This is a genomic window from Dactylosporangium maewongense, assembly GCF_039531485.1.
Lineage (GTDB): Bacteria > Actinomycetota > Actinomycetes > Mycobacteriales > Micromonosporaceae > Dactylosporangium > Dactylosporangium maewongense.
This window is the reverse complement of record NZ_BAAAQD010000036.1, coordinates 6,542-26,705: the sequence shown is the minus strand read 5'-3', so window position 1 is coordinate 26,705 and position 20,164 is coordinate 6,542. Positions and strand designations below refer to the sequence as shown.

At 71.7% G+C, this 20,164-nt stretch carries 21 protein-coding genes; 9 read left to right on the top strand and 12 right to left on the bottom strand.

The genetic code is table 11. From position 1 onward, the window contains the following. The first annotated feature begins 1 nt into the window (after window position 1). A complete protein-coding gene (locus ABD332_RS51605) occupies window positions 2–1,177 on the top strand; it encodes a flavin reductase (protein ID WP_344513016.1) in 1,176 nt (391 codons plus the stop codon). A 50-nt stretch (window positions 1,178–1,227) separates the two neighbouring features. On the opposite strand, the gene ABD332_RS51600 is transcribed toward ABD332_RS51605, so the two are convergent. After that, window positions 1,228–3,363: a cellulase family glycosylhydrolase gene (locus ABD332_RS51600; RefSeq protein WP_344513014.1), complete on the bottom strand. Its 2,136-nt coding sequence runs from the start codon at window positions 3,361–3,363 to the stop codon at window positions 1,228–1,230. A gap of 276 nt (window positions 3,364–3,639) precedes the next feature. Here ABD332_RS51600 and ABD332_RS51595 point away from each other — a divergent pair, with 276 nt between their 5' ends. Continuing rightward, window positions 3,640–3,942: an STAS domain-containing protein gene (locus ABD332_RS51595; protein ID WP_344513012.1), complete on the top strand. Its 303-nt coding sequence runs from the start codon at window positions 3,640–3,642 to the stop codon at window positions 3,940–3,942. A 131-nt stretch (window positions 3,943–4,073) separates the two neighbouring features. Next, window positions 4,074–4,574, top strand: a complete 501-nt coding sequence (locus ABD332_RS51590) for a GNAT family N-acetyltransferase (protein ID WP_344513010.1) — start codon at window positions 4,074–4,076, stop codon at window positions 4,572–4,574. Here the strand turns inward: ABD332_RS51590 and ABD332_RS51585 are convergent. Together ABD332_RS51585 and ABD332_RS51580 are read right to left on the bottom strand one after the other, a co-directional pair. Next, the gene (locus ABD332_RS51585; protein WP_344513009.1) at window positions 4,528–4,950 is read right to left on the bottom strand and encodes an NUDIX hydrolase; all 423 of its coding nucleotides are present in this window, start codon (window positions 4,948–4,950) and stop codon (window positions 4,528–4,530) included. The genes ABD332_RS51590 and ABD332_RS51585 overlap by 47 nt on opposite strands. Window positions 4,951–4,957: 7 nt before the next feature. After that, window positions 4,958–5,584 carry a class I SAM-dependent methyltransferase gene (locus tag ABD332_RS51580; protein WP_344513007.1) on the bottom strand — a complete coding sequence of 209 codons (627 nt, stop codon included), beginning with the start codon at window positions 5,582–5,584 and terminating at the stop codon, window positions 4,958–4,960. 104 nt (window positions 5,585–5,688) lie between these two features. Here ABD332_RS51580 and ABD332_RS51575 point away from each other — a divergent pair, with 104 nt between their 5' ends. Further along, complete coding sequence (locus ABD332_RS51575; protein ID WP_344513005.1) at window positions 5,689–6,081, top strand: DUF5713 family protein; 393 nt, start codon at window positions 5,689–5,691, stop codon at window positions 6,079–6,081. 125 nt (window positions 6,082–6,206) lie between these two features. Here the strand turns inward: ABD332_RS51575 and ABD332_RS51570 are convergent, their stop codons facing one another. The 4 genes from ABD332_RS51570 to ABD332_RS51555 are packed head-to-tail and all read right to left on the bottom strand — an operon-like array spanning window position 6,207 to window position 9,014. After that, window positions 6,207–7,004 (bottom strand): ABC transporter permease, encoded by a 798-nt coding sequence (locus ABD332_RS51570; RefSeq protein ID WP_344513003.1) that lies wholly within the window; start codon window positions 7,002–7,004, stop codon window positions 6,207–6,209. Then, window positions 7,001–7,921 (bottom strand): ABC transporter ATP-binding protein, encoded by a 921-nt coding sequence (locus ABD332_RS51565; protein WP_344513001.1) that lies wholly within the window; start codon window positions 7,919–7,921, stop codon window positions 7,001–7,003. Before ABD332_RS51565 ends, ABD332_RS51570 begins: the two co-directional genes overlap by 4 nt. Further along, window positions 7,918–8,289, bottom strand: coding sequence for a hypothetical protein (locus ABD332_RS51560; protein ID WP_344512999.1), 372 nt, complete (start codon window positions 8,287–8,289; stop codon window positions 7,918–7,920). The genes ABD332_RS51565 and ABD332_RS51560 overlap by 4 nt, the downstream gene beginning before the upstream one ends. Further along, entirely contained in the window at window positions 8,289–9,014 is a 726-nt protein-coding gene (locus ABD332_RS51555) for a helix-turn-helix domain-containing protein (RefSeq protein ID WP_344512997.1), read from the bottom strand. Before ABD332_RS51555 ends, ABD332_RS51560 begins: the two co-directional genes overlap by 1 nt. 56 nt (window positions 9,015–9,070) lie before the next feature. Between ABD332_RS51555 and ABD332_RS51550 the strand changes: the two genes are divergently transcribed. Continuing rightward, window positions 9,071–9,739 (top strand): nucleoside/nucleotide kinase family protein, encoded by a 669-nt coding sequence (locus ABD332_RS51550; protein ID WP_344512995.1) that lies wholly within the window; start codon window positions 9,071–9,073, stop codon window positions 9,737–9,739. Window positions 9,740–9,766: 27 nt separating this feature from the next. Here the strand turns inward: ABD332_RS51550 and ABD332_RS51545 are convergent, their stop codons facing one another. Genes ABD332_RS51545 through ABD332_RS51525 form a run of 5 tightly spaced genes read right to left on the bottom strand, consistent with a single transcriptional unit; the run spans window position 9,767 to window position 15,352 of the window. After that, a complete protein-coding gene (locus ABD332_RS51545; protein ID WP_425552424.1) occupies window positions 9,767–10,927 on the bottom strand; it encodes an acyl-CoA dehydrogenase family protein in 1,161 nt (386 codons plus the stop codon). A gap of 23 nt (window positions 10,928–10,950) precedes the next feature. Beyond that, entirely contained in the window at window positions 10,951–11,889 is a 939-nt protein-coding gene (locus tag ABD332_RS51540; RefSeq protein WP_344512992.1) for a hydroxyacid dehydrogenase, read from the bottom strand. Between the two features lie 6 nt (window positions 11,890–11,895). Next, window positions 11,896–13,314, bottom strand: a complete 1,419-nt coding sequence (locus tag ABD332_RS51535) for an aldehyde dehydrogenase family protein (protein ID WP_344512990.1) — start codon at window positions 13,312–13,314, stop codon at window positions 11,896–11,898. A 2-nt stretch (window positions 13,315–13,316) separates the two neighbouring features. Next, window positions 13,317–14,312: an ABC transporter ATP-binding protein gene (locus ABD332_RS51530; RefSeq protein ID WP_344512988.1), complete on the bottom strand. Its 996-nt coding sequence runs from the start codon at window positions 14,310–14,312 to the stop codon at window positions 13,317–13,319. Beyond that, the gene (locus tag ABD332_RS51525; RefSeq protein WP_344512986.1) at window positions 14,309–15,352 is read right to left on the bottom strand and encodes an ABC transporter ATP-binding protein; all 1,044 of its coding nucleotides are present in this window, start codon (window positions 15,350–15,352) and stop codon (window positions 14,309–14,311) included. The genes ABD332_RS51530 and ABD332_RS51525 overlap by 4 nt, the downstream gene beginning before the upstream one ends. A 123-nt stretch (window positions 15,353–15,475) precedes the next feature. On the opposite strand from ABD332_RS51525, the gene ABD332_RS51520 reads away from it, so the two are divergent. Genes ABD332_RS51520 through ABD332_RS51505 form a run of 4 tightly spaced genes read left to right on the top strand, consistent with a single transcriptional unit; the run spans window position 15,476 to window position 20,073 of the window. Next, window positions 15,476–16,009, top strand: a complete 534-nt coding sequence (locus tag ABD332_RS51520; RefSeq protein ID WP_344512985.1) for an Lrp/AsnC family transcriptional regulator — start codon at window positions 15,476–15,478, stop codon at window positions 16,007–16,009. Window positions 16,010–16,027: 18 nt separating this feature from the next. Next, entirely contained in the window at window positions 16,028–16,975 is a 948-nt protein-coding gene (nikB, locus tag ABD332_RS51515) for a nickel ABC transporter permease (RefSeq protein WP_344512984.1), read from the top strand. Then, window positions 16,965–17,879: an ABC transporter permease gene (locus ABD332_RS51510; protein WP_344512982.1), complete on the top strand. Its 915-nt coding sequence runs from the start codon at window positions 16,965–16,967 to the stop codon at window positions 17,877–17,879. Before nikB ends, ABD332_RS51510 begins: the two co-directional genes overlap by 11 nt. Before the next feature lie 16 nt (window positions 17,880–17,895). After that, window positions 17,896–20,073, top strand: coding sequence for a thiamine pyrophosphate-dependent enzyme (locus tag ABD332_RS51505; RefSeq protein WP_344512980.1), 2,178 nt, complete (start codon window positions 17,896–17,898; stop codon window positions 20,071–20,073). The last annotated feature ends 91 nt before the right edge of the window (window positions 20,074–20,164 follow it).

Here is a 20,164-nt window from a genome sequence, read left to right as displayed (position 1 = left end):
GATGTCGCTCAGCACCGCCCACCGGACGGTCGGCTCGGCCGACGACCCCGCCTGGTTCCGCCACGTCCTCGGGCAGTACCCCACCGGCGTCTGCGTGATCACCGCCCAGCCGGAGGACGGCCCGCCGATCGGCATGGTCGTCGGCTCCTTCTCCTCGGTGTCGCTGAACCCTCCGCTGGTCGGGTTCTATCCGAGCGTCACCTCGGAGACCTGGCCGCACCTGCAGCGGGCCGGCAACTGGTGCGTCAACATCCTCGCCGCCCACCAGACCGACGTGTGCCGCCGGATCGCGACCGCTCCGCTCGCCGAGCGGTTCGACGGCGTCCCCTGGCGGCCGGCCCCGTCCGGCGCCCCGATCATCGACGGCGCGGTGGCCTGGATCGACTGCGTCCCGGTCGCGGTGCACGACGCCGGTGACCACAAGATCGCGCTTGCCGAGGTGCGGCACCTCGACACCGCGAGCACCGAGCTGCCCCTGCTGTTCTTCCGCAGCGGCTACGGCAGTTTCGCGCCGCTCACCCTGACCGCCTACGACCCGGAGATGCGTCTCACCCGCCCGCTGCGCCACTTCGAGCTCATCCGTTCAATCGCGCAGGAGCTGCCCGACCACGGCCTGCGGTGTCTGGTGACCGCACCCGTCAGCGACAGCGTCGTCGTGGTCGGCCAGCTCGACCCGCCGTCCGCGACACCCTCGGCGCAGCCCACCACGCTGGTCGGCCAGCGGCTGCCCTTCCGGCCGCACGGCCCCTCGATCTTCGAGGCGTGGGCGCCCGAGCGGGAGCAGGAGGCGTGGGTGGCCCGGTTCGCTCCGGACTCGCAGGAGGCCGAGATCCGGGCCCTGGCCCGCATCCGGGAGCGCGGGTTCTCCATCGGCCTCGGCAGCGAGGGGCACCGGCGCTTCGCCGCGGCCCTGGAGCGGCTCGCCGCCGAACCCGGCGCCGTGGGCAACGAGGAGCTCGACGCCCTGGTGGCCTCCCTCGACTACGAGCCCCCGGAGCTGTCCGACGAGGTCCTGGCGCAGGCGCGCGTGATCTCCGCGCCGGTCTTCGACAACGAGGGAAACCCGGTGCTGGCGCTCACCGTCTTCGGCTTCAAGGCCCGGCCGGATGTCGTCCGCGCCGCGATCGCCGCCGTCACCGCGTGTGCCGGAAGGGCGACGAGTTCGCTCGGGTCGTGATGTCCGGCCCGCCGTGGGGTTCACGGCGGGCCGGTTCGCCGGCGACAGGGTCAGGCGGTGGTGCCGGTGACGGTGCTGCCGGACTTCGTCACGTAGTACGTGACCTTGGTGCCGCTCCAGAAGTGGAACGTCAGGGTGACCCTGGCGTTGTCGTTGACCTCGGCGAAGAAGGCCGGGCGGAGCGTGATCGTGTTCGCGGTGGCGTCCGGGGCGAACGTCACGTCGAACTCCTTGAACGAGGTCCAGTTCTGCGGCCCGGCGTTGCTGCCGTCGGCGTACTTCGCCTCCATCGTGGCGAGCTGGTCGCCGCGGAACTGGGCCGGCAGCGAGAACGCCGCCGTGGTGCCGGTCGCGCCGGCGAGCAACGGCGGGTCGAACGTGATGATGTTGATCCGCCACGGTACGCCGGCGGAGAAGCGCGCCTGGAGGGTCGTGTTCACGCCGTACGAACGCGAACCGACGAGTCTGGTCAGCGCGGCCGCGGTCAGGGTGAGCTGGTTGCCGGAGACGGTGTAGTCGGTGCCGCGGACCAGGTCGGTGCCGCCCTGGCGCAGGCTCTGGAACGTGGTGCCGTTGAGGTTGAGCGTCAGGGTCTGCGCCGCGACCGAGCCGGTCTTCGGCACGTAGACGAAGTCCGCGGAGGCGGTGCCGGAGCGGGTGGTCCAGCTCGACCTGATCTGCCCGAACAGCTCCGGGTCGCTCCAGGCGAACGAGGTCCGGCCGAAGTGCTGGCCGTTGTCCCACAGCATGGTGGTGAGCTTCTTCGTGCGGGCGTAGTGGCCGAGGTACTCGAAGAACTTGAGCTTCTCGCCCTGCTCGATGGTGCCGGTGTGCCGGTCGAAGCCGAGCAGCCCGTACTCGCCGATGATCACCGGGATGCCGCGGGCGACGAACGCGTTGGCCACCCGGTCGAACTGCCCGACCAGGTCCTGCTCGACGGCCGAGTCGAACCTGGTGCCGCCGGCGATGTTGACGCTGAACGGCCAGTAGCCGTAGAAGTGCACGGTCGCGATGAGGTTCCGGTCGTTCAGCTGGTTGAACGTGGTCGTGAGCTCGTCGATGCGGGTCTGGTCGGCCGACGTGTGCAGGGTCGGCAGGACGAGCAGGCGGGTCGCGTTGGTGCCGCCCGAGGCGCGGACGATGCGGTGGAACTCCTTGTTCAGCGCGGCCAGCAGTTCGGCGTTCTGGGCGTCGCCGGAGGAGCCGGTGAACTGCGGCTCGTTGACGCTCTCGAAGACCAGCTTCGGCGACGAGCCGCGGAACGCCGCCGCGAGCTGTGTCCACAGGGCGTTGTACTTGTTCTGGATGTTCGTCCGGTCGCCCGGCATCGTGTTGATCCACTGCCACGAGTCGTGGTGAACGTTGATCATGACGTAGAAGCCGTCGGCGAGCGCCCAGTCGACGACCTCCTTGACCCGGGCGAGCCAGGCCGCGTCGACGGTGTAGCTCGGCGCGCCGCCCATGTGCTGGCCCCAGGTGACCGGGATGCGGACGCTGTTGAAGCCCTGGGCGCGGATGTTGTCGAGCAGGGCGGCGGTGACCCGCGGGTTGCCCCATGAGGTCTCGTCGGCGCCGGTCGCGTCCAGGCTGTTGCCGAGGTTCCAGCCCGGCTGCATGGCGGCGACCGCGGCCATGGCGTCGCCCGGCTGCGGCGGCGTGCTCGGGCTCGCGCTCGCGCTCGCGCTCGCGCTCGGGCTCGTGCTCGGTGAAGGGCTGGTGCTGGCGCTGCTGCTCGGTGAGGCCGACGTGACGCTGCCGGTGCAGGCCGTGCCGTTGAGCGTGAACGACGCCGGCACCGGGTTGCTGCCGGTCCACGACCCGTTGAAGCCGAACGACGCGGTGCCGTTCGTCGCGATGGCGCCGTTGTACCCGGCGTCACGGGCGGTGACCTGGGCGCCGGACGCGGTCACGGTCGCGTTCCACGCCTGGGTGACGGTCTGCCCGGCGTCGAACGCCCACCGCAGCGTCCACCCGTTGATCGGCTCGCCGAGGTTCTTCACCGCCACGTCGCCGGTGAACCCGCCGGGCCACTGGCTGGCGACCCGGTAGGTCACCTGGCACCCCGCCGCCGCGTAGGCGCTGGTCGTCACGACCGCGACGAGGCCCGCGAGCATCGCGACGACCGCGCCGATCGCCAACGCCAGCCGGGCCCGGAGTGTGTGTCTTGCGCCGAGCGAACCGGCCATGACGCCTCCAAGTGGTTTCGAAACCCGCCCAGTCCGGACGGCGGGCCGGACAGTAGGGAGGCGTACGAATAGCTGTCAATGCGTCGAAACCCCGCGAACGGCATGGCCGCGCTCCGGGCGTGAACGTTTCACGCACCGGCGCCGTCATCCGGCCCGCGGAGCGAAACGTCGGTGAAACTTTGTCCGCCGGGTTGCTACCGGCGCGTAGCGGTTTGGGCATAGGTTGAGCGAAGCGACACGGACGCCGTATTGACCACCTCATGCATCGGAGCAGACGTGGGAACCGTCTCCGTCATCGAAGGCCACGACGCAGTCCACACCATCCAGGTCCGCGGGCGGGTGGAGGCCGAGACCTCCGTCTCGCTGCGGCAGGCGCTCGTCACCACCATGCTGCACCGCCAGGCGGCCGCGGTCCTCGTCGACCTCGGCGGCGTCACCGAGATGGATCCGATGGCGGTCGGCGCGCTGAGCGCGGCGCACGACGTCGCCCGCGACCTGCACCTCGCGTTCACCGTACGGGTCGCGCAATCGCCGATCGCCGGGCAGCTCGCGACCGTGGACCTGCCCCTGTCACCCTGATCCGCGTCCGGCCGGTACACCGCGTCGTCGTACCGCGCCGACTACCTGGCGCCCGTCGACTACGACGGCGACTGGAACACCCTCAACAACCGCGCCTGATCCCGAGCCCCGGCGCCGGTAGCGTCGTGGGCATGGTGACCCTGGCCCGGCTGACCGAGGTGGACCCCGCCGACCTGATCGACCTCATGAACGACCCCCGGGTCCGCCGGCACATGCCGCTCGCCGTCGGCAGGTTCGGCCCGGAGGACTGCACCGCCTGGGTGGCAGCCAAGGAGGCCATGTGGCGCGACCACGGCTACGGTCCGTGGGCGTTGCTGGTCGACGGTGCGTTCGCCGGGTGGGGCGGCCTGCAGCCCGAGGACGGCGAGGCCGACCTGGCCCTCGTGCTGCGCCCGGCGTACTGGGGCCACGGGCGGGCGATCGCCGAGCGCATCCTGGCCGAGGCGTTCGGCCCGCTCGGCCTGCACGACGTGACCGTCCTGCTGCCACCCAGCCGGGGCACCGCCGCCGCCGTACGACGGTTCGGATTCCGGCCCGATGGAGAGGTCGAGCTCGCCGGTCAGATGTTCCTGCGCTTCCGGCTCATCAGGGAACCTCGCCAGCACTGCCCAGATGGAGTGGCAGGACAGTAGCGGTCGTCGCGGCCAGGTCGCGGTCGAGAAGCTGTTCCCGCGGGACGAACACCATCGCGCGTCCTTCGCCGACCACCACGTCCCGCTGCGTGGCGTCGGTCGTGCCGTGGAAGACGTGGACGGTGACCGTGTGCGGGAAGCCCGCCTCGTACGGACGCGGGCCGCTCCACAACGGACGCAGCTCTCCCGCCGTCAGGCCCGTCTCCTCGAGCAACTCCCGGCGCGCCGCCTGTTCTGGCGTCTCGCCCTGCTCGACATGGCCGCCCGGCAAGCTCCACTGATTCGGCGAGACCGAGGTCCGATCGTCGCGATGCTGCATGAGTACCGCCCCGGAGGCGTCGACGAGCAGCACCAACGCGACTTCATAGGTGGCCATGCTGAGATCATGCCAAGCCGCGTCCGCCGTCGTGATCGCGTGCTTGCCGGCTGAGCAGCAGATAGCGCTCGTCGGTGATGGTTTTGCCCCAGAGGACGTCATCGTCGAGCAGCCGCAGCTCGGCGCTCCGGCCATGACGTCGAAGGAGTGCGCTCGCCTCCGCCGCTGACAGTCCGGCACCTGTGGTCCACCGGCCTTCGATGAGCACGAGCCTTCCCGACGGCCGGAGGAGCCTGATCCATTGGGCGAGTGTCGTGTCGCGCTCCTGTACTGCCCACAGGACGTGCCGGACCAGCACGACGTCGAACGATCCGGGCGCGAGCGGTGGCCGCGACACGTCGCCACGGATCAGCGGCACCGCAACGCCATGGTCCGCCGCCTTGCGTCGCGCCACGGCGAGCATCTCGGCGGACGCATCCAGGCCGCAGACGTGGTGCCCGGCCTCGGCCAGCAGGGTCGTCAGGCTGCCCGTTCCGCAGCCGAGATCGACGATCGATGCGGGAGCCGGGGGAAGGACGGATGCCAGGAGCTCGGCCCACCCGCGCCGGACCAACGGATCCCGAAGCCCATGGTCCGGCTCCTCATCGAAGGTCGCGGCGTGTGCGTCCCAGATCGCGCTTCCGTCGTCAGCCACGTACGGACTGTGCCATAAGCGATTCCGGCGTCTGGGTCCCGTCGGTCAGCCTCGCGCTTCAGCCTGGGACGTCAGGACCCCTGCGGGCTACCTATGCTGTCGCCATGATCGAACGTTTGACCCACCGTTGGCGGCAGGAAACAGCGGAGCAGGAGGCAGCGATCGCCGCAGGGACGTTGTCGCCGGACGATGCGTACGCGCTGGCGTTCTTCCCGCCGGCGTTCGTCGCGGCCGTCGACGCGGCCCTGGAGGCGTACGAGCAGGAGATCGCGAGGCTGGATCCACCGACGGACGAGGCGGTGTGGGCCGCGGTCGAACGGGTCGTGGTCGCCCTCAACGACATCGACGTGGAGTTCGGTCGGCACATCGAGACCATGACCCGCGAGGAGCTGTGCGCCTACATCGAGGAGGTCCTCGCCGACGCCGGCATCGATGTCGATGCGCTACTGGAACGACGCGGCGTCGACGAGGTAGCCGGCGAGTGGCGCGACTGGTGACCAGCACCAGCCGCTGGAGGCGCCGATCGCCAGCCCGAGCGCATCGTCGTCCTGGTACGTGGTGACGACCACGGCGCCGGTTGCAGGTGCGCGCTTCTTCCGGTCCGCGCCCGGTGCGACGTTGATCAAGTAATGTCGCGGCGCATGGGCAGGACGACGGCGATCAGGGATGCGGCGAGTGCATAGAAGGTGAGTAGCAGCGCGCCGGCGGCTGGCGGTAGCAGGCGGACGGCGGTACTGCCGACCTCTTGCGACATGGCATCGGCGAGGTAGGTGAAGTCGGTGAGGGAGGCGGTGGCGCCGCCGGGCAGCACCGGGTAGAGCAGGTTCACGCCGGGGATCATCATGAGCAGCGGTTCGCCCACGTACAGGTAGCCGATCACGACGCACAGGGCCGCGACCTGGTTACGGATCAGGGCGCCCATGCCGACACCGATCAGGAGGTAGACGACCATGGCGAGGCCGATGCGGGCGAGTAGCGCGAGCACGGTGCCGGTCGGCAGGCCGAGCGAGATGCCGCGGGTGGCGGCGACGGTAAACAGGGCCGCGGCGGCGGTGCCGGCGAGGATCAGCCCGTAGGCCAGCCCGGCCACGCCGTGGATGGCGAGTTTGGCGGCGAGGACCTGCCAGCGGCGAGGTGCGAACAAGAACGTGAGGGCGGCGGTGCGGTGCCGGTACTCGGAGGTGACGGCGAGTGCACCGGCGGCGGCCGGCACGAACGCGGTGTAGCCAAGGATGCCGAGGATCGAGCGGATGCCGCTTTCGGTGTGCAGTCCGGGCATGGGTGGGTCGAAGTTCTCCGGCCCGACGAATGCCATCGCGGCCATCATGCCGCCGCCGAGCACGGCGGCGGTGAGCAGCAGCCCGCTCCACATACGGGTGGCGAGCAGCCGACGGGCTTCGGCGCTGATCAGATGTTTCACGTTACGGCCGCCTTGTCGATGGTCAGGTGCAGAAACAGTTGTTCGAGGCTGGCGTTCTCCGTGACCAGTTCATGGACTCGCAGCTGGTGCGCGGCGGCGAGCTCGGCGATGCCGGGTGCGTCCAGGCCGTGGACGCGGAGACGGCCGCTGTCGGTGGCTTCGACCTGCGGTGGATGGCCGGTCGGCCCGCCGGCCCGTAGGACGGCAGTCAGCCGGTCGGCGTCCGGAGACTGCACCAGCACTGCCGGTGGTCCGGCGAGCCGCGACCAGGGCCCGGCCGCGACGAGCTCGCCGTTGCGGATCACCACGACGTCGTCGACGAGCTGCTGTACCTCGTTGAGGACGTGGCTGGAGATCAGCACGGTGCGTCCTTCGTCTGCCAGCCGTCGCAGAAACCCGCGCAGCCACAGCATTCCTTCGGGATCGAGGCCGTTGCTCGGCTCGTCCAGCAGGAGTACCCGCGGGTCACCGAGCAACGCTGTGGCGAGGTTGAGCCGCTGTCGCATGCCCGTGGAGAACCCTCGGGTACGGCGGTCGGCGGCATCGGTGAGGCCGAGCAGTTCGAGCAGGTCGCTCACCCGGCTGTCCGGGTAGCCGCCCATCGCGGCGTAGACACGCAGGTGGTCACGGGCAGTGTGGCCGGGGTGGAACGCGCTCGCGTCGAATACCGCGCCGACCGTGGACGACGGCCGCCGCAGCTGCCGGTATGGCTGGCCACCGATCGTCGCGGTGCCGGACGTCGGTGAGGCAAGGCCGGTCAGCAGGCGCATGGTAGTGGTCTTGCCGGCACCGTTCGGGCCCAGGAAGCCGGTGACGACGCCCGGCGCGACGGTGAACGTAAGGTCGCGGACCGCGGTGACCGTGCCGTACCGCTTGGTCAGGTGCGAGACCTCGATCGTCTGACGGTCGCCGCTCATGCGCGGGCCGCCATCACGCGTGCGATCGCGTCCGCGATCCTGGCTCCGGCCGGGTGGGAGAGCACCACCTCATCAAGCTGTCCACCGGTGGACGGCCGATCCAGGACGAGGTGCAATCCCGCCTCACCCCGGCGCGCCACCACGAGCTGGCGGGGACCGCCGAAGATGCCCCAGACGCCGATCTTGAGGAATCCGGACACCACGATCCCGCGCCGGGCGCCGTGCGCCAGACCCAGTGGTTCGGCCACGAATGCAGCGCGCCGCACGCCGGCGGCCGGGATCGTCAACCGCTCGCGCCCGATCCAGAGCCGCTCCCATCTGGTGAATCGGATGTCGATGAGGTCGCCGGTAACCGTGACTGTAGCCATCAGACACTCTCCTCCGTCGTGCCGGACCCCTCGTTGCGCTCCGGCGTCTGTGGTGTGGCCTCGGACGCCGCCGACTCCCCGGCCGGCAGCAGGATGGTGGCCAGCAGGCGAGGCACCCGGCCCTTGCCGGGCTCGTTGCCGAGCAGCGGCCCGATGATCTGGTTGAGGTCGGCGGCGAACGTTGCCAACTCAGCGTCGGTCAGGTGCAGTACGAGCTGCTGGTAACCCACCCCGTCGGCGATGAAGTCGATCCCTTCGCGGGCGAGGTAGCGGGAGAATTCGGACAGCAGGCTCGACACGAACGCGGTGAAGTACCGGGCGTGATCCTCAGGCGTCGCCGTGGCCAAGGCCGCGGGGTCCAGCGCCGCGCCGTGGGCGGGCAACGCGTAGACCCGCTCCACCGCACCGCGAATCTTGCGTTGGTCCACCACCTCGATCAGGCCGGCTTTGACCAGCGTGGCCAGGTGCCGGTAGAGCGTGGCGTGCGGGATGTCCGGCAGCCGCGCCGCGATGTCCTGCGTCGTCAGCCGGGCCCCGGCGACGGCCCTGAGTACGCGGATGCGCACAGGGTGCAGCGCCAACTCGGCCCAACCGTCTCCGGACATCCCCACGAGAGAAACGTTATCACTCTCGATAGTGATAATGGAAGCAAGTGAGCGATCCGCCGACGACCCTGTCGTGTCGGAATCGCTGTCACACCGGGTCCAGGCTGCGGAGATAGCCACGTACCGGATGGCGGTGCTGGTCGCCGGAGGACGGGCCTGTCTGCGATGCTCGTCGGATGGTCAGCTCGGTTGAGCGGCGCCGGGTCGTCCGGCGGGTGGCCGACCTGGTGCCCGTGCCGGAAGGTGGCGCCTGCGTCCGCGTCGGGATCGACGGGCCGGACGCGTCCGGCAAGACGACGTTCGCCGACGAGCTGGCCGCTGTGATCCGCGCGCTCGGTCGTCCGGTTGCCCGGGTCTCCCTCGACGACTTTCATCATCCGCGCGCTGTGCGGTACCAGCTGGGTCGCGACTCACCCGAAGGCTTCTGGCGGCACGCCTTCGACTACACGCGGTTCCGCAGCGAGGTGCTGGACCGGTTCGGTGCCGGCGGAGACCGCCGCTACCGGACGGCCGCGCATGACGTCGTCACCGACACCGAACACGTGACGCCGCTGCGGACCGCTGCCGCCGGCACCGTGCTCATCGTCGACGGGCTCTTCCTCCATCGGGAGGAACTCGTTGCGGCGTGGGAGATGTCGGTGTTCCTGGACGTGGATTTCGCAGTGACGGCGAAGCGCATGGCGCTCCGCGACGGTGCCGACCCCGACCCCGACCACCCAGGCAACCGCCGCTACTCGGACGCCCAGCGCATCTACTACGCCGCCTGCACTCCACATGAGCGCGCCGACATTCTCATCGACAACCAGGATCTGATCACGCCACGTATCGTCCGGGAAAGGCCGTGAGCGGCAGTCGACCGATGGGGTCCGGCGTCAGCGGAAGGCGGCGTGGCCGGTCACGGTTTGACCGATGATCAGCTGGTGGACCTCCGACGTGCCCTCGTAGGTCAGGACCGACTCCAGGTTCGACGCGTGGCGCAGCACCGGGTAGTCCAGTGTGATGCCCGCGGCGCCGAGGATGGTGCGGCACTCACGGGCGATGGCGATCGCCTCGCGAGTGCTGTTGAGCTTGCCCAGGCTGATCTGGCGGTGGTCCAGGGTACCGGCGTCCTTCAGCGCCGCCAGCTGCAGCGCGAGCAGGAAGCCCTTGCCGAGTTCCAGGGTCATGTCGGCGAGCTTCAGCTGGGTCGCCTGGTAGGCCGCGAGGGGCCGGTCGAAGATCTCGCGGCTTCCGGCGTACGCGATGGTCGTCGACAGGCAGTCGTGTGCGGCGCCGAGGGCGCCGAAGACGATGCCGAAGCGGGCCTCGTTGAGGCAGGACAGCGGGGCCGACAGGCTGGTCGCGCCGGGCAGCATCGCGTCGGCGGGCAGCCGTACCCCGTCGAGGACCAGCTCGGCGGTGACGGACGCGCGCAGGGAGAGCTTGCGGGTGATCTCCGGGGCGGCGAAGCCGGGCGTGCCGGCGGGCACCAGGAAGCCGCGGATGCCTTCGTCGGTGCGGGCCCAGACGACGGCGACGTCGGCGACCGAGCCGTTGGTGATCCACATCTTGGTGCCGTCGAGGATCCAGTCCGAGCCGTCGCGGCGGGCGCGGGTGCGCATGCCCGACGGGTCGGAGCCGAAGTCCGGCTCGGTCAGCCCGAAACAGCCGATCGCCGTGCCGCTCGCCATGGCCGGCAGCCACTGCTCACGCTGGGCCTGCGAGCCGTAGCGGTGGATGGCGTACATCGCCAGCGAGCCCTGCACCGACACCAGCGAGCGCAGGCCCGAGTCGCCCGCCTCCAGCTCGAAGCAGGCCAGCCCGTACGCGAGGGCGGAGGTGCCCGCGCAGCCGTAGCCCTGCAGATGCATGCCGAGCACGCCGAGCGAGCCGAGTTCCCGGGCGAGGTCGCGGACCGGCAGGCTGCCCTTCTCGTACCAGCCGGCGACGTGCGGCCGGACCCGCCGGTCGACGTAGGTGCGCACGGCCTCGCGCAGGGCGCGGCTCTCGTCGTCGATTCGGCCGTCGACGCCGAAGTAGTCCAGCACGGGCAGGGTCGAGGGCGGGGTCACAGCGATCATCCTTTCGCAAGTACATCGAGGACGCCCTGGGCGACGGCGACGGCCATCGCGTCGAGTGCGTCCGAGGTCATCGCCGCCATGTGCGGTGTCGCCAGGACCCGCGGGTGGTGCAGGAGCGGATCGTCGGGCGAGGGCGGCTCCGGGGCGAACACGTCGACGGCGTAGCCGCGCAGCCGCCCGCCGTCGAGCGCGGCGAGGACGGCGGCGTGGTCGACGACCCCGGCGCGGGCGGTGTTGACCAGCAGCGCGTCCGGCCGCATCGACGCCAGCGCGGCGGCGCCGATCAGCCCGGTGGTCTGCGGGGTCTGCGGGACGTGCAGGCTCACCACGTCGGCTGAGCGCAGCAGCTCGTCCAGCGGCACCAGGCGGACGCCTTGTGGCGGTACCACCGCCGCGACGTCGAACGCGATGACCGTCATCCCCAGGCCCAGCGCGCGGACGGCCACGCCGCGGCCGATCGCGCCCAGCCCGACCAGGCCCACCGTCCGGCCGACGAGCATGGTGCCGGTCAGGCCGGCGGCGACGACTGAGGAGGGCAGCGAACGGCCGGCCGGGAAGCCGCCGCTCGCGAGGGTCGCGACGGCCCCCGGCAGCTGCCGGGCGAGGGCCAGCGCGGCGAGGACGACGAACTCGGCGACCGACTCGGCGTTGGCGCCCGGCGTGCTGACGACCGGGATGCCCAGCCGCTGCGCCGCGGCGAGGTCGATGCCGTCGAGGCCGGCGCCGTGGCGGCCGACGACCCGCAGCCGCGGCGCGGCCTCGAGCATGGCGGCGGTGACGGGGGAGGAGCGCACGACGAGGGCGTCGGCGGTGGCGAGCGGGCCGGCGGCGAGGGCGGCCGGGTCGGTGACGCCGGCGACGCGCACCTCGGCGGCGGCCCGCAGCAGCTCCATCCCAGCGTCCGCGATCGGCTCGGTCAGCAGGATCTCAGGCATGCGGTCTCACCAGCCCGTGTAGCAGGTCACCGGCACCGAGTAGAAGTCGCGGGCGTAGCCGCCCTGCTCCCGCGGGCCGTGGTTGGAGTCTCCGGTGCCGCCGAACGGCAGGTGCAGCTCGGTGCCGGCGGTGGGTAGGTTGACCGTGACGATGCCGGCCCGCGCGTCGCGTTTGAAGCGCTCGGCGGCGGCGAGGGACGTGGTGACGATGCCGGCCGAGAGCCCGTAGCGGGTGTCGGCGGCGACCGCGATCGCCTCGTCGAGGTCGCCGACCCGGATGACGCAGGAGACCGGGCCGAAGATCTCCTCCTGGGCCACCCGCATGCCGTTGTGCGCGCCGGTGAGCAGCGTCGGGCGCATGAACTGCCCGTCGCTGGTGCCGCCGGCGGCCACGGTCGCGCCCTCGGCGGTGCCGACCTGGACGAAGCCGAGGTTCTGGGCGAGCTGCTGTGGGCTGACGACCGGGCCGACCTGGCTGCGCGGGTCGAGCGGGTCGCCGACCGTCAGCGCCCCGGCGGCGGCGGCGAGCGCGGCCACGAACCGGTCGTGGATGCCGTCCTGCACGATGAGGCGGCTCGACGCGGTGCAGCGCTGTCCGGTGCTGAAGAAGCTGCCGTCCAGGGCGCAGCGCACGGCCACCTCGAGATCGGCGTCGTCGAGCACGACGAGCGGGTTCTTGCCGCCCATCTCCAGCTGGAAGCGCTTGTTGCCGTGGGCGAGGCACTGCCGTGCGACGTGGGCGCCGGTGCCGGTGCCGCCGGTGAACGACACGCCGTCGACGCCGGGCGCGGTGAGCAGCGCCTCGCCGGCCGTCCGCCCGGCCCCGAGGACCAGGTTGAACACGCCCGGCGGCAGGCCCGAGCCGGCGATGATCCCGGCCAGCTCACCGGCCGAGGCGGGCACCAGCTCGGCCGGCTTGAGCACGACCGCGTTGCCGTAGGCGAGCGCCGGCGCCACCTTCCAGGCCGGGATCGCGATCGGGTAGTTCCACGGCGTGATGACCGCGACCACGCCGAGCGGCCGGCGGCGCACCTCGGCGTGGACGTTGTCCCTGGTGGACGCGTACACCTCGCCCTGCGGCTGCAGCAGCTGATGGGCGTAGTAGCGGAAGGTCTGCCCGGCCCGGACGACCTCGCCGCGCGCCTCGGCGAGCAGCTTGCCCTCCTCGCGGGCGAGCAGCACAGCGAGTTCCTCGGCGCGGCCGAGGATCGTGGTGCCGATCCTGTCGAGGACCGCCATTCGCTCGGCGACGGGTGTGCGGGCCCAGCCGGGCTGGGCGGCGCGGGCGGCCTCGGCGGCGGCGCGGGCGGTGTCCGGGCCGGCCTCGGCGTACTCGCTGACGACCTCGTCCGGCCGGGCCGGGTTCACGTTCGGGCGGCGGTCGCCGTCGACCCATTCGCCGCCGACGAGACTGCGGTGCAGCACGGTCACACCCCCGCGGCCGCGACGGTCGCGGGCTCGGGGAAGTGGCAGGCGACCCGGTGCCCGTCCGCCGGGTCGGTCAGCACGGGCACGGTCGTCGCGCACACGTCCTGCGCCTTCCAGCACCGCGTGCGGAACCGGCAGCCGCTGGGCGGGTCGAGCGGGCTCGGCACGTCCCCGGTGAGCAGGACGCGCTGCCGCTTGGTCTCCACGAGGGGGTCCGGGATCGGTACCGCGGACAGCAGCGCCTTCGTGTAGGGGTGCCGCGGCGACTGGTACAGCTCCTCGCACCCGCCGACCTCGACGACGGTGCCGAGGTACATCACCGCGATCCGGTCGCACAGGTGCCGGACCACGGCGAGGTCGTGCGCGATGAACATCATCGTCAGGCCCAGTTCCTCCTGCAGCTGTTCGAGGAGGTTGACGATCTGCGCCTGGACGGACACGTCGAGGGCGGAGACCGGCTCGTCGGCGACGACGAAGTCGGGGCCGCTGACGAGGGCCCGCGCGATGCCGACCCGCTGGCGCTGGCCGCCGGAGAACTCGTGCGGGTAGCGGTCGTGCCAGCGGTCGCTGAGCCCGACCAGCCGCATGATCTCCTGCGCCTTCGCCCGCCGGCCGGCCGCGGACAGGTCGGAGTGCACGAGCAGCGGCTCCTCGATGAGCTCGCCGATGCTCATGCGTGGGTTCAGCGACGCGTACGGGTCCTGGAAGATCATCTGCATCCGGCGGCGCATCGCCCGCATCCGGCGGCCGGGCAGCGTGGTCAGCTCGGTGCCGTCGAACCTGACGCTGCCCCGGCTGGGCCGCAGCAGCTGCAGGATTGCCCGCCCGGTGGTGGACTTGCCGCAGCCGGACTCGCCGACCACGCCGAGGATCTCGCCGCGGCGGATGTCGAGGTCGACGCCGGCCACCGCGCGCAGCCGGGCCGGCAGCAGCGAGCCGCGGCGCGGCACCTTGAAGTCGACCGCCAGGTCCCGGACTTCCAAGAGGTTGGTCATCGCGCCTCCACGGACTGCTCGGCGAAGCGGTCCTCGTCCGACAGCCAGCCGCCCGCGTCCGCGGGGCGCATGCCCCAGCAGCGGTTGAGCTGGCCCCGGTCAGGGACCTGATGGGTGAGGACGAGGTCGGGCACGGCGTCGGCGCAGCTGTCCCGGGCGTGCGCGCAGCGGGGCGCGAACCGGCAGCCGGGCGGCATCGCGGTCAGCTCGGGCGGGCGGCCCGCGATCGGCCGCAGTCGCCCGCCGCGGACCAGGTCGAGGCGCGGGACCGAGCCGAGCAGCCCCCAGGTGTACGGCATCTGCGGGCGGTGGAACAGGTCGACGGTCTCGGCCCGCTCGACGATCTGCCCCGCGTACATGACGTTGACCCGCTCGGCCATGCCGGCCACGACGCCGAGGTCGTGGGTGATGAACAGCACGGCGGTGGCGGTCTCGCGGGCCAGGTCGCGCAGCAGGTCGAGGATCTGCGCCTGGATGGTGACGTCGAGCGCGGTGGTGATCTCGTCGGCGAGGATGAGCCGCGGGTTGCAGGACAGCGCCATCGCGATCATGACGCGTTGCCGCATGCCGCCGGAGAGCTGGTGCGGGTAGGCGCCGACGCGGCTCTGCGCGGCCGGGATGCGCACCATCTCCAGCAGCTCGACGGCCCGGGTCCGGGCGGCCCGGCGGCTCAGCCCGAGGTGGGCCTGCAGGGTCTCGGTGATCTGCTTGCCGATGGTGAGCACCGGGTTCAGCGAGGTCATCGGATCCTGGAAGATCATCGCGATGCCCTTGCCGCGCACGGCCCGCAGCTCGCGGCGGCTCAGGGTGAGCAGGTCCCGGCCCTCGAAGAGCACCTGACCGCCGGTGACCTGCCCGGCCGGCGGCACGATCAGGCCCATGACGGACTGCGCGGTCGCCGACTTGCCGCAGCCGGACTCGCCCACGAGCGCGACCATCTCACCCGCGTCGACGGTGAACGAGACGCCGTCGACGGCGGTCACCGAGCCCCGCGCCGCGCGGAATTCCGTGCGCAGGTCGCGCACCTCCAACAAGGCCATCGAAACTCCCCAAAACTCGGTGCGCGAACGTCGCCATTCGTCACTCGGGAGTGTTGCACAGCCGATCTTCGTCGTCTAGGCTCCGGCGAGCGACGAATTACGTCGATTGAGAGTTGGAGCCCGATGACATCCAAGAGCTCGATCGTGAAGGATCGCGCGATCATCCGGGAGCTCGTGCAGGACCCGAGACAGACCAACGTCGCACTGGCGGCCAAGGTCGGGCTCTCCGAGGGTTCGGTGCGGCGCCGGATCGACCGCCTGCTCGCCGAAGGCAAGCTGCAGTTCTCCGCGATCCCCAGCGCACCCTTCATGGGCCGCCCGGTGCACACGCTCTTCGAGATCCAGAGCGCCCCAGGCGCCACCGAGCAGCTCATCGACAAGCTCGCCGGCATGCCCGAGATGGCCTACGTCTACCACGTGACCGGCCAGTTCGACATCATCGCCGTCGGCTACTTCGCCTCCACCAACACCATGCGCCGGTTCTGGACCGAGCGCCTGGGCCACCTGGAGGGCGTCATGGAGAGCCGGTCGGTGATGGTGCTGCGGGTCGCCAAGCGGGCCCACGAATGGGCGCGTGACCTCGCCGGCGCCGACGACGAGCTGGAGCCCGGCTGGGACGAGGGCGCCGAACCCGGGTTATCCGGTTACGAGCACTGACCGGCAGGAGAGCACACCATGCTGCGCATCACGCTGATCCGCTCGCTGACGGTCATCCCCGTCCTGCTCGGGATCTCAGTCATCTCGTTCCTGGTCATCCGCATGATCCCGGGTGACGTGATCAGCTCCATCATGGGGCAGGACTTCGGTGACCCCGAGGTCGAGGCGGAGATGCGCCGCTACTTCGGGCTCGACATGCCTGTGCACGAACAGTTCTTCACCTGGTTCGGCGACCTGCTGCGCGGTGACCTCGGCACCTCCATGCGCACCGGCCAGCCGGTGCTCGACGAGATCCTGCAGCGACTCCCGTCGACCCTGCTGCTGGCCGTCTCCGCGCTGCTCGTCGCCATCCTGCTGTCGATCCCGATGGGGATCCTCAGCGCCACCCGCCGCAACGGCCCGCTCGACGCCTTCGCCCGCGTGGCGTCGCTCATCGGCCTGTCGGTGCCCAACTTCTGGCTGGGCATCCTGCTCGTCTACGTCTTCTCCGTCTCCCTCGGCTGGCTGCCCTCACAGGGCGCCAGCGAGGGCGGCGGGCTGCTCGACAACCTGAAATACCTGGTGCTCCCCGCCGTCACCCTGGGCGCCAGCCTCGCCGCCATCAACATGCGGATGACCCGCTCCAGCATGCTGGAGGTGCTCAACCAGGACTACGTGCGCACCGCCCGCGCCAAGGGACTGGCCGAGCGCGTCATCCTGGTCCGCCACGCCCTGCGCAACTCGCTCATCCCGGTCGTGACCGTGCTCGGCATCGAGCTCGGTGCGCTGCTCGGCGGCACCGTCATCGTCGAGCAGGTCTTCGCCTGGCCCGGCCTGGGCACGATGGTCATCCGTGGGATCAGCCAGCGCGACTACCCGGTCGTCCAGGGCACCCTGCTCTTCCTCGCGTTCTTCTACGTCCTGGTCAACTACCTGGTCGACCTCGTCTACACCTACCTGGATCCGAGGCTGCGCAGTGGTCACTGAAGTCGACACCGTCACGGAGGTACAGGCGCGGCGGCTCGGCCGGCTGCGCACGGTCGGCGGGCGCGGCGGCGCGCTGCTGCGGCAGCTCACCCGCGACAAGATCGGCGCCGTGGGGCTCACCCTCGTCCTGCTCATGGCCGCGGCTGCGGCCCTCGCCCCGGTCATCGCGCCCTACGACCCGACCGCGATGTCCAACCAGCGGCTCGCCACGCCCGGCGGGACCTTCCTGCTCGGCGCCGACGAGGCCGGCCGCGACCTGCTCAGCCGGGCCCTCTACGGCGCGCGCACCTCGCTCGCCGTGGGCCTCGTGGTGGTCGGCTGCGCCGCCGTCATCGGCGTCCTGCTCGGCCTGCTCGCCGGCTTCTACCGGGGGATCCTCGACGCGATCATCACCCCGGTCACCGACATCATGTTCGCCTTCCCGACCCTGCTGCTCGCCCTCGCCGTCGTGGCCGCCCGCGGGCCCGGCACCGAGAACCTGATCCTCGCCCTGGTGCTGGTGTTCATCCCCAGCTTCGCCCGGATCGTGCGGGGCACGGCGATGTCGGTGCGGCGCGAGCCGTTCGTCGAGTCCGGGCAGGCCGCCGGGCTCAGCAACGCCCGCCTCATCTTCAAGTACGTGCTGCCCAACTCGATCGCGCCGATCGCCGTGCAGTTCACCACGAGCATCGCCTACGCCATCCTCATCGAGGCGTCGCTGGGCTATCTCGGCCTCGGCGTCCAGCCGCCGGCGCCGTCCTGGGGCTCGATGCTGGCCAACGGCAAGGCATTCATGGAGCTGTCGATCTGGCCGTCGGTCGTGCCGGGCGTCTGCATCATGATCGCGGTGCTCGGGTTCAACCTGCTCGGCGACACCCTCCGCGACGTCCTCGACCCGCGGCTGCGCGGCCGCACCAACCGCTGAACTGGAGCCCTCCGTCGTGGAATCCATCGACGAGCACGTCGTCCGCCGGCTCACCGAATGGTCGTCCGGAGCGCCCACCGGCACCTCCGACGACACCGAAGCCGACCGCTCGGTCCTGCTGGAGTACTGGGAGGCCCAGGTCCAGGCCCGTCACCTGGACCTCGCGCTGCGCTGGCTGCAGGCCCAGAAGGAGGGCTTCTACACGATCGGCTCCAGCGGCCACGAGAGCAACGCCGCCGTGGCCCTCGCCCTGCGCCCGAGCGACCCGGCGCTGCTGCACTACCGCTCCGGCGGGTTCTACGCGGCCCGCGCCGGCCAGGTGCCCGGCGCCACCCCGATCAGCGACGTGCTGCATTCGGCGGCGGCGTCCCGGCACGACCCGATCTCCGGCGGCCGGCACAAGGTGTTCGGCCACCGCGCGCTGAACATCATCCCGCAGACCTCGACGATCGCCTCGCACCTGCCGCGCGCGATGGGTCTTGCCTTCAACCTCGGCCGGGGTGCCGGCTCGGTGTACCCCGACGACGCCGTCGTCGTCTGCAGCTTCGGCGACGCATCGCTGAACCACTCCACCGCCGCCGGCGCGCTCAACGCCGCCGGCTACAGCGCCCACCAGGGCCTGCCGCTGCCGCTGCTGCTCGTCTGCGAGGACAACGGCATCGGCATCAGCACCCGATCGCCGCACGGCTGGGTCCGGCGCTCCCTGTCGTCGCTGCCCGGCATCGACTACGTCCACGCCGACGGCACCGACCCCGCCCACCTGCTGGCCGTCGCGGCCGACGCCGCGCGGCGGGTCCGCGCCGAGCGCCGGCCGGTGGTGTTGCACCTGGGCACCGTGCGGTTCATGGGCCACGCCGGCTCCGATGCCGAGCTGGCCTACCGCAGCCGGGTGGAGATCCTCGCCGACTACGCCCGCGACCCGATCCTCGCCACCGCCGCGACGCTGGCCCGCCGAGGCATCCTGAGCCCGGCCGAGAGCCTGGCCCGCTACGAGCACGCCCGCAAGCTCGTCATGGACGAGGCTCGGCACCTGGTCGGCGCGGTCGAGCGGCTCGCGTCGCCGGACGCCGTCACGGCGCCGCTGACCGCCCGCCGCCCCGCGGCCGTCACCGCGGCCGCCGCCCGCGCCGGCGCCGACCGTGCACCGGCCTTCGGCGGGAAGCTGCCGGAGGAGCGCGGTCCGCTCACCCTCGCCCAGTCGATCAACGCCGCCCTGCACGACGCCCTGCTGACCCACCCGGGCGCCCAGGTCTTCGGCGAGGACGTGGCCCGCAAGGGCGGCGTCTACGGCGCCACCCGTGGGCTGCGCAAGGCGTTCGGCGCCGGCCGGGTCTTCGACACGCTGCTCGACGAGCAGTCGATCCTCGGGCTGGCGCTCGGCGGCGCGCTGGCCGGCGCCCTGCCCATCCCCGAGATCCAGTACCTCGCCTACCTGCACAATGCCGAGGACCAACTGCGGGGCGAGGCCGCGTCGCTACGGTTCTTCTCCGCCGGTCAATACCAGAACGGCATGGTCGTGCGCATCGCCGGCCTGGCGTACCAGAAGGGTTTCGGCGGCCACTTCCACAACGACAACTCGGTCGCCGTGCTGCGCGACATTCCCGGCCTCGCGCTCGCCGTCGCGTCGCACCCCGCCACCGCGCCCGCCCTGCTGCGCCAGTGCCTCGCCCTTGCCGAGGCGGAGGGGCGGGTGTGCGTGCTGCTGGAGCCGATCGCCCTGTACCACACCCGCGACCTGCACACCGAGGGCGACGGCGGCTGGCTCGCCCCGTATGCGGCCCCGTCGGACTGGGCCGAGGCGCCGTTCGGTGCGGTGCGGACCGTCCGCGACGGCGGCGACCTGGCGGTGGTCACCTTCGGCAACGGCGTGCCGATGAGCCTGCGGGTGGCCGGCGTCCTGGCCGGCGAGGGCGCCGAGACCCGCGTGGTGGACCTGCAGTGGCTCGCGCCGCTGCCGGCGGCGGCCCTGTCCGCCGCGCTCGCCGGTGTGGACCGGGTCCTCGTCGTCGACGAGACCCGCGCGAGCGGCGGCGTCTCCGAGGCGGTCGTCGCGGCCCTGGTCGACGCCGGCTTCGCCGGCCGGATGGCCCGGGTCAACAGCGTCGACAGCTACGTCCCCCTGGGGCCGGCCGCCGACCAGGTCCTGCTCGGCGAGGCGGACATCCTGGCCGCCGCCCGCGCCCTGCTCAGCTGACCCGGCGCGGCCCTGCCCGCGGTGGCTTCCGCGGCCGGCACACGCGAACCAGACAGAGAACGGCGGCCCGGCTTCGGTGGAGCGAAGCCGG